General features: G+C 64.5%; 7 protein-coding genes. 6 read left to right on the plus strand and 1 reads right to left on the minus strand.

Annotated elements, in window-relative coordinates; all coding sequences use genetic code 11:
* The 5 genes from VNW74_RS24150 to VNW74_RS24170 all read left to right on the plus strand — a co-directional run.
* Positions 1-209 (plus strand): acyl-CoA dehydrogenase family protein (locus VNW74_RS24150; RefSeq protein ID WP_325681521.1); only part of this gene is annotated, 209 nt, incomplete at its 5' end.
* Positions 209-1,327 carry an acyl-CoA dehydrogenase family protein gene (locus VNW74_RS24155; RefSeq protein WP_325681533.1) on the plus strand — a complete coding sequence of 373 codons (1,119 nt, stop codon included), beginning with the start codon at positions 209-211 and terminating at the stop codon, positions 1,325-1,327. The genes VNW74_RS24150 and VNW74_RS24155, both read left to right, overlap by 1 nt.
* Before the next feature lie 2 nt (positions 1,328-1,329).
* The gene (locus VNW74_RS24160) at positions 1,330-2,478 is read left to right on the plus strand and encodes an acyl-CoA dehydrogenase family protein (RefSeq protein ID WP_325681523.1); all 1,149 of its coding nucleotides are present in this window, start codon (positions 1,330-1,332) and stop codon (positions 2,476-2,478) included.
* Positions 2,475-3,422: an acyl-CoA dehydrogenase family protein gene (locus VNW74_RS24165; RefSeq protein ID WP_325681525.1), complete on the plus strand. Its 948-nt coding sequence runs from the start codon at positions 2,475-2,477 to the stop codon at positions 3,420-3,422. Before VNW74_RS24160 ends, VNW74_RS24165 begins: the two co-directional genes overlap by 4 nt.
* Positions 3,419-4,921: a class I adenylate-forming enzyme family protein gene (locus tag VNW74_RS24170; RefSeq protein ID WP_325681527.1), complete on the plus strand. Its 1,503-nt coding sequence runs from the start codon at positions 3,419-3,421 to the stop codon at positions 4,919-4,921. The genes VNW74_RS24165 and VNW74_RS24170 overlap by 4 nt, the downstream gene beginning before the upstream one ends.
* A gap of 223 nt (positions 4,922-5,144) precedes the next feature.
* Here VNW74_RS24170 and pstS read toward each other — a convergent pair whose 3' ends face one another.
* Positions 5,145-6,236: a phosphate ABC transporter substrate-binding protein PstS gene (pstS, locus tag VNW74_RS24175; protein WP_325681529.1), complete on the minus strand. Its 1,092-nt coding sequence runs from the start codon at positions 6,234-6,236 to the stop codon at positions 5,145-5,147.
* 496 nt (positions 6,237-6,732) lie between these two features.
* On the opposite strand from pstS, the gene VNW74_RS24180 reads away from it, so the two are divergent.
* A complete protein-coding gene (locus tag VNW74_RS24180) occupies positions 6,733-8,220 on the plus strand; it encodes an MFS transporter (protein ID WP_325681531.1) in 1,488 nt (495 codons plus the stop codon).
* Positions 8,221-8,252 lie beyond the last annotated feature (32 nt).

An 8,252-nucleotide genomic window follows, 5' to 3' on the forward strand; every position in this document is an offset into this window, starting at 1 on the left:
CCGCTGCGGGGCTCGCGAAAGCGGCGGCATCGGAGGCGGCGGTCGGATGCGCCCGCACCGCGGTTCAGGTCCACGGCGCATTGGCGCAGACCTGGGAGCATGACATGCACTTGTATCTGCGGCATGCGTGGCAAGGTGCCTCGACGCTGGGAGACAGCCGAGCCCTCTACCACGCAATCGGTCGGCGCTTCGCGGGGGGCGCCGCATGATGACCTCCGACGTGGTGGGCGAGTTCTCTGCGTGGCTGACCGACTTCCTGCCGGACGACTACTACGACCGTTATCGCGAGTACCGCTGGGACCTCGAGCTTCGGCGTGGCTATCAGCGTGCCGCGTTCGAGGCGGGGTGGTTGCAGCCAACCTGGCCGCGCGAGCATGGCGGTCGGTCGTTGGGCCTGGCCGACGCGATGGAGGTCCGGCTGGAAGCCGCGATGCGATCGGCGCCCAAGCTGCCGAACATCGCCGGCCCCGGCGTTGCGGCGCCGGGGATCCGCCAGTTCGGCACCGCCGAGCAAATCGACCGTCTACTGGTCCCGCTGCTGCGCGGCGACGAGTGGTGGGCGCTCGGCATGTCGGAGCCCGAAGCCGGGTCCGATTTCGCCGGCCTGCGCACCCGGGCTGTGCGCGACGGCGACATGTTCCGGGTCAAGGGCAGGAAGATCTGGACCACCCAGGCACACCTCTCTCGCTGGTGCACGTTGTACGCCCGCACCGATCCCGACGCAGCCAAACACCGTGGTATCTCCTGCCTCATCCTCGATCTCGAATCCCCTGGTGTGACAATCGAACCCATCCGGATGGCATCGATCTCCGACGAAACGTTCTGCGAAGTCATTCTTGACGATGTCGAGGTGCCGGCTGCCAACCTGCTGGGGACTCTCAATGGCGGTTGGCAGGTCGCGATGTCGTCGCTGAACCATGAGCGGCAGATGATTTGGATCATGAACTGGGTTGAGATCCAGCGTGGGCTCGATTCGGTTCGGGCAGCCGAGACGGCGCACGACGACTACGCCTCGGGTGAGGTCTTCACCGAGCTCGGCTCGCTACTCGCCGACGCCGAAGCGCTGCGGGCAACCGGATACCGCGCGCTCCACAACGAACTCGCGAACCGGCCAAGTCCGGAAGCCGACATTCTGAAACTCCTCGGCTCGATTACGCTGCAGCGAGTTTGGGAGCTCTCCGCCGCGGCCGCCGGTCCTGGCTCGATCGACGATGCAGACCTGCTGTTCGAACGTCAGGACGCGTTGGCGGCGACCATCTACGGCGGGACATCCGAGATCCAACGCAACATCATCGCCGAGCGGCTGCTCGGACTGCCGAAGGGATGACGATGGATTACGACCTCGGTGCCGACGCCGTCGAACTCAGAAAACGCTTGCGAGATTTGATCTCCACGCATATCCCCGAGGGCTTCCTGGGTGCCTGCACCGACGACCCGAAAGACCTCGCCACCACCGAGTCGTTCTGCAAGCTGTTGGCATCCGACGGACTGCTGGCCTTGGCCTGGCCGAAAGAGCATGGTGGCGGGGGCGGTTCGATATGGCAGCAGACCGTACTGCGCGAGGAGATGTGGGCCCACCATGAACCCCGCGGTGCGCAGTACATGGGTATCAACTGGGTCGGGCCCGCGCTCATGCGTTACGGGACCGCTGAGCAGAAGACCCGGCACTTGTCCGCCATCGCGAGCGGAGAAGTGATCTGGTGTCAGGGATTTTCCGAGCCGGAAGCCGGAACCGATCTCGCGTCGCTGCGCACCCGCGCCGTTCCCGATGGCGATGGTTGGCGCGTGACCGGCCAAAAGGTCTGGACGTCGTATGCGCAGATGGCGTCCTGGTGTGTGCTGGCGGCGTGCACCGACCCGAACGCTCCGAAACCCAAGCGGCTCAGCCTGTTCCTGGTCCCCATGGACCGGCCCGGTATCACCGTGCGGCCAATCCGCTCGATGCTGGGACCGCACCATCTCAACGAGGTATTCCTCGACGGCGTTGAGGTGTTCGCCGATGAGGTCCTCGGCGAGGTCGGCGACGGATGGCGGGTGATGCGCGAAGCACTCGCCTTCGAACGGGTCGGGATCGCCCGGTACGCGCGGTGCGAGTCGCTGCTGGACCGGATGCAGACCGACCTCGGCGATGACTGGGACCGCTTACCCGAGTCGATCCGGGCCCGCTGGGTGCGGGCACTGATCGACCTGCGAGTCGCCCGGCTGCTGGCCTATCGCGCGGTGTCGCTACAGCACGACCCGTCGGCGGGCGCGGCAGCCAGCGCCGCCCGCATCGCGACGACCACCTGCGACCAGCAGGTCGCCGAGCTGCTGTTCGACGTGCTCGGGCCGTCGGCACTGGACAGCGGCACCTCCGCGCGACTACACGGGGCGGTTGAAGACCACTGGCGTTATGCCCAGGCCGCCACCGTCGCGTCGGGAACCATCGAAGTACAGCGGATGCTGGTCGCACGGGAAGCTTTGGGGGATCACGCGTGAAAACCGCTCTGCCAGAAGACATCACCGAGTTCGCTGCCGTCGCCGCCAAAAGGTTCGCTCGGTTCGGCGGCCCGCAGGCGGCGCTGCGCGCCGAGACCGAGGAACACCTTCGGGACGAAGCGCGGTCCGCGCTGGCCGACCTCGGCGCATTCGACCTCGACGTCAGATCCTCCGCCGACGATCTGCTGGCAGCGGCCGTGCTCTGCCAGGCTGCCGGTGCGGCGGCCCTGCCCTACCCGCTCACCGAGGAGCTGCTGGCGATCGACCGAGCCCGGCTCGCCCTGGTCAATCCCGAGGCGCCGCGCATCGACCACGGCGATCTGGCCGGCGAGTGGATCGCCGCCGACCTCGACGGCACGCGGTACCAGGTGCAACCGTCGTCACGAACCAACGCCAAGTTGGGGCCGTTCCTGGTGCCGGCCACGCTAACTGGGCCCGGCGGCACCGTCCCGGCGGCCGACGTCGATACGCACCTGACGCTGGGGTCTTGGCGGATTCTGGGGGCACTGCAACAGGCATTGGAGATCACCCGGCAGCACGTCACCGCGCGACTGCAGTTCGGCAAGCCGCTGGCCGAATTTCAGGCCGTCCGGTTCACCATCGCCGACGCATCGGTGGCCGTGCGCGGACTTTTCGAACTCGCCAAGTTCACCATCAGCCGGACGGAATCGACAGCGGCACAGGTGTGTTCGGCAGACGCGCTGGTACTCCGGCTCAAGGCCGTGGACACCGCGCGTCAGGTGCTGCGCACCGCGCACCAGTTGCTCGGTGCGCTGGGCTTTTGCGACGAGTCCGATGTCAGCGTCCTGGACAGGCACACCCAGCCGCTGATCCGGCTGCCCGTCAGTAGCGAGATGCTCGCGCTGCGCCTGATACCCGACATAGCTAGCGGTCATCTGGAGACGTTGTTCAGCGACCCGATCGCGGCGGAGCGGCGCAGTTGAGCACCGGAACACTCGCGGCCGGGCAGGCTCCCGGCCAACAGGACGACGGGGTTCCGTTCGGGACCCGACTGCAGGATCTCGCCCAACGACGCGGCGAGGAGCCGGCATTAGTCATCCTGGCGCGAGATGGAACCGCGCATGAGCTGACGTTCGCGCAACTCGACGCCCGGGCTAATCAATGGGGACGAGCGCTGGCGGCTGACGGCGCGAAATTCGGTTCGCTTGTTGCGCTTGGAATTCCCAATTCCGAGCATCTGGTGCTGGCCGTACTGGGCTGCTGGAAGATCGGCGCCGTTCCAGTTCCGATGCGCTGGGACCTGCCGGAGTGGGAGCGATCCCGGGTGCTGGCAGTAATCGACCCGTCCGTCGTCGTCGACGCGCAGCATCGCCACACGTTGGCGTCGGACGCTGCCGAACAGTCCGACGAATCGCTTCCAGAGGTGGTGTCCCCGAACGCCAACGGAATATGCAGTAGTGGCTCGACCGGGCTACCCAAGGTCATTCTGACTCTAGCGCAAGGGGTCTGGACGCCAGAGTCGTCCTTCCCGTTCCTGGCTGCCTGGGCGCCCACGGCCCAGCCGCAGACCATCCTGGTGCCCGCTCCGATGTATCACACCAACGGTTTTTCGCCGCTCACCTACCTATTGGGCGGCGACCAACTGGTAGTGCTGGAAAAGTTCGATGCGGCAACCTTTGTCGACGCGATCGAACGGTATCGGATCACCAACTTCACCGCCACACCGACGATGCTCTCGCGCATCGCGGCCCTTCCCGACATCCACCAACGGGATTTCTCCAGCATCGCGTGGATCTTGCAAGGCGCCGCGGTGATGCCGCACGCGCTGCTGCACACCTGGTTCGATCTGCTCAGCCCGGAGCAAGTCGTGATGGCGTACGGGATGACCGAAGGCCTGGGGATCACCGCATTACGTGGCGACGAGTGGCTGGCTCATCCGGGCAGCGTCGGCCGTGGCTTCCGCGACACCGAAGTGCGGATCCTGGATCCGCAGGGCCGGCCGCTGGCGTCCGGTGAGCTCGGCGAGGTGTATTTACGCTCGCCGATGAGCGCCGGGTACCGGTATCTGGGTGGGGCGCCGCTGTTGCCGTCAACGGCTGACGGGTTTCGGACCGCCGGTGACATCGGTCACCTGGACGCCGACGGATACCTCTACATCGCCGACCGCCGCAGCGACATGATCATCACCGGGGGCGCGAATGTCTTTCCCGCGGAGGTGGAATGCGCGCTGGCCGAACACGACGACATCGCCGACGTCGTCGTCATCGGACTCACCGATCCCGCGTGGGGGCGCCGCGTGCACGCCGTGGTGCAGCTCGCCGACCCCGCGGCGCCGCTGACCGAGCAACAGGTCATCGCCTACGCGAAGACTCGACTGGCCGCCTACAAGGTTCCCAAGACCGTGGAGTTCGTCGACGAGATCCCCCGCACCGCAGCGACGAAAGTGAACCGCTCGGCGATGATCCAGGCCCGAGGCGGGTGAGCGTCCCGGTTTGACGCGTAGGGCGCCTTGCGGCGAAGACATCTTCCATGATTTCCCCGACCACCGACAGGTAGCGGCTGTGGTGCTGTTTAACCAGCAGATGCCCGCCCAGCACTAAAAGGGCAACCGGCAATTCGACGGCTCCAAACGCAAGCAGCGCCGCTATCCCCGCCACGCATTGACGGGTTCGATCAGGTCCAGGGACCCGACGTGCTCCGATGTTTCAGCTGATGCTGTTGACGGCGGCGGCAACCTTGGTCTGGAAATCGGACGGCAAGGGGATGTAGCCCAGCGGGGGAAGACCTTGCTGTCCCTCGGTGACGGTCGATTGCATGAACGCCTTTACTGCCTTACCGACATCGGCATCGGGGTATTTGGAGCAGACGATTTCGTAGCTGGCCAGCAGGATTGGGTAGGCGCCAGGCGTAGTGGTGGCGTAGACCTTCGAGAGGTCGAGCACAAGGTCATCACCCTGGCCCTTGATCGTGACGTCCGAGATGGTCTTGCCAACCCAGTCGTTGCCGATGTGAACGACTCCGCCCGCAGTCTGGATGCCTGCCACATCGAGGTGCTGCTTCATGGCGTACGACCATTCGTTGTAGCTGATGGCTCCCTCGGTCTTCTTGACGGCCTCCGACGTGCCCTCGTTGCCTTGCGCCGAGGTTCCCACGCCTCCGTTGAATGTTTTGCCGGTGCCCTTCGTCCAGGCGCCGCCGGAAGCGGTTTGCATGTACTGCTGGAAGTTGTCACTGGTTCCGGAGGCGTCGCTGCGGTAGACGACGTGGATGTCCTCGGCGGGCATGCTTTTATTCAGCGCGGTGATGGCCGGGTCGTCCCAGCGGGTGATGGCGCCGCTGAAAATCTTGGCGAGCGTGGGTGCGTCGAGCGTGAGGACGTCGGTCGTTTTGACGTTGAAGGTGATCGCAATCGGACCGAAGACGACCGGCAGGTTCCACGCGTCGGCCCCTCCGCAGCGCTGCTTGGAAGCGGCGTACTCGTCACCGCTCAGCGGTGAGTCCGAGCCGCCGAAATCGGTCTTGGCGGCGTCAAAGTCCTGGATGCCTGCTCCGGATCCGCTGGCCGTGTAGGTGAGCTGCTTGCCTGAACATGTTTCCTCGTAGCCGGTGATGAAATGGTTCATCGCATTGGCTTGAGCGGTCGAACCGCTACCCGTGAGGTCCTGCTTGCCCCCGCAGTCGACCTTGACGCCCTTGGCGTACTTCGGCGGCGTGTCGAGTTGCGTGCATGCCGAGAGTGCAAGACTACCCGCGATGAGCAGACCAGCGGCGGCACGAAATCCGTTGCGCTGCTTCATGTTTGCCTCCTCGAAAACAACCGTCAGCCGCACATCGGCTGCCCGCTTTATCGGGCCGAAATGCTATCTCGTACGCGCCTCAACGCCGCGCGTCGGTTTTAGCACGTCAGCTCGCATTAAACGGCACCAATATCGACATCGAATCAATCCGGAAGCGAACAACAGGTGAAGCCATCGTCGGGGTCGGTGGGTTTGCCGTCCGTCCGGGCACTAATGTCTCGGAGGGCCACGGATCTCGGACTGCTCAAAGGCGCTGATATCGCTTTGAATTGCGTCAACGCGTCTCGGACTCACAGCGTTCTTGCGGGCTGTGTTCAGAGATCGCCAGAGTTTGCCGAATTCATCCAGCCGTTAGCACCCGTTCAGTTACCTGACTTAGCGTCTGCGGAGTTGACGCTGGTCAGTGAGTTGTGCACACCAGCGAAACTGTGCTGTACCGCCGCACGTACAGCGTCAGGTAGGCGAGGTCGATGGCGATGACTCTGGGAGAGGTGCGATGACCGACACGCTCGACAAACCGCAGGCACCGAAGGTCACCGGAAAGACGGTGCAGGAATACATCGACGAGCGGCCCACCTGGCCTGACGGCACGATGTTGCCGACGACGCCGATGACCGCCATGCAGTTCCGAATCTGGGCGCTGGCCTGCGCGGGCAAGTTCTTCGAGGGCATGGTCGTGTTCATGACCGGGGTGGCCCTGCCGCTGATCTCGATCCAATTCCACCTGAACGCAGCCGACAAAGGCTTGGTTACCGCGGCCTCGCTGGCGGGCATCCTGGTCGGTGCCACGGTCCTTGGCGGCTTGGCGGACACGTACGGGCGCAAGCGGATGTTCATCGCGGAGATGATTATCTTCGCTGTGTTCTTGGTGGCGCTGACGTTCGCCCCCAATTTCATCACGCTGGTCATCTGTCTGTTCGGGGCCGGAATCGCGCTGGGCTGTGACTACCCGACCGCGCATATGGTGATCTCGGAGAGCATCGCAACCTCGATGCGGGGCCGGCTCGTCCTGAGCGCCTTCGCGTTTCAGGCCGTCGGAGCGTTCTTCGGCACAGCATTGGGCTTCGGCGTCCTGTATGCGAACCCGGACTTGAACGCATGGCGGATGATGTACGCGGCGGCGATCGTGCCGGCGATCCTCGTCGTCGTCGGGCGCTTGTACGTCACGGAGAGCCCGCACTGGCTGGTGGCGAAGGGCCGAACCACGGACGGGGAGAAGGCCACCACCCAACTGCTCAAGCGCAACCCGCAGTACCCCAAGAACGTGTCGCTGGGACACTTGGCCGATCAGGCCAAGGCCAAGGCCGCCGAAGGTCACGGGTCCTACGCGGCGTTGTTCAAGAAGAAAAACCGTCGCGCGACGATCCTGGCCTCGGTTCCGTGGTTCCTGCAGGACCTGGGCGTCTACGGCATCGGTATCTTCACACCGACGATTCTGGGCGCCGTCATCGGCAAGGAGTCGAAGTCGCACGCGCTGGCGGACACCATCCATAACGACATTCTGGGCGCCAAGGGCTCGGCCATGATGGACGTGCTGTTCGTCTTGGGTGTCATCGTCGCTATTTTCTTGGTCGACAGAGTCGGGCGTATCAAATTGCAGATCGTGGGTTTCATGGGCGCCGCGGTGGGTCTGCTAATGGCCGGGCTGTCCATCCGCCCGGACGGCACTAACGTCATGTGGTTGCTCTTTCTCGGATTCACGCTGTTCTACTTCATGGTCAACTTCGGTCCGAACGCCATGACCTATCTGCTTGCCGGCGAGGTCTTCCCGACCGAGGTCCGGGGTAAGGGCGCCGGCTTCGCCGCGTCCTTCGCCAAGATCGGGGCGGTGTTGACGGCGTTCCTATTTCCCATCCTGCTCAAGACCATCGGCACAACCGCGCTGCTTTGGGGTCTGGTCGTGTGTTTCGTGTTGGGAGCGGTCGTGACCTACCTGTTCCGGATCGAGACCGCGGGAGTGAACCTGGAGGACATCGGGAAGTGAGAACTGCCCGACCCAGGTTCTAGCTCGATGAC

It is taken from the genome of Mycobacterium sp. (genome assembly GCF_035570115.1).
GTDB lineage: Bacteria > Actinomycetota > Actinomycetes > Mycobacteriales > Mycobacteriaceae > Mycobacterium.